This is a genomic window from Peribacillus sp. NPDC056705 (assembly GCF_043656335.1).
Genome location: NZ_JBHTYI010000285.1, coordinates 288 through 1,029 on the forward strand (window position 1 = coordinate 288; position 742 = coordinate 1,029).

Below are 742 nucleotides of genomic sequence, written 5' to 3' on the forward strand. Positions count from 1 at the left end.
TTTATACTCTTGCATAGCCGTAACATCAGCAAAGTCTGGATGATCTTCTACGATGTTCATCGCCAGAATCGCTGCGTCCATCGCCGACATTAAGGTTTCACGATCCTCAGTGGGGCGGTATTTCTCTGGCATGTCCGCGCGGCTAAGACCGGTCGAATTAATAAAATGAGCCGTCTCCATGCCCATCCGCTTAGCTGTCTCATTCATCATGATAACGAAGTCGGCTTCAGAGCCAGCGATATGCTCAGCAAGCGCTATGGAAGCATCATTCGCTGAACCCACGGCCATTGCTATGTAAAGATCTCTAACCGTATGTTGATCTCCTTCAGCAAGAAAAATTCTAGATCCAACAGCCTTGGATGCATTCTCTCTTACGGTTACCATAGTATCCCATGAGAGTTCGCCCTGCTTCACTTGCTCGGCTACGAGATACTCCGTCATCATCTTGGCCATACTGGCAGGAGGTAAAGCTTCATCGGATTTAATATCTAGTAGAACCTGTCCAGTAGACGGTTCAAGCAAAACAGCGGATTCTACCTGCAAGTTGAGGTTCTCGATAGAAGGAACCTTGTCTACCTTACCAGGCGTTGCAGTCCCTTGATTCTTGGCATCTTCAGTCGTTGCCGGAGTCTCTGCTGTAGCTAGCGATAAAGGTGCTGCCGCCGCCGGCAGGGTGGATAGACACAATATATTAAACAGCATCACCGATGCAAGCGTACGCTGCAAACGTTGGCGCTTATTC

General features: G+C 48.8%; 1 protein-coding gene. It reads right to left on the reverse strand.

Annotated elements, in window-relative coordinates; genetic code table 11:
- Nucleotides 1-742: D-alanyl-D-alanine carboxypeptidase family protein (locus ACFRAK_RS29745; protein ID WP_394573300.1), on the reverse strand; the 742-nt coding region annotated here is incomplete at both ends.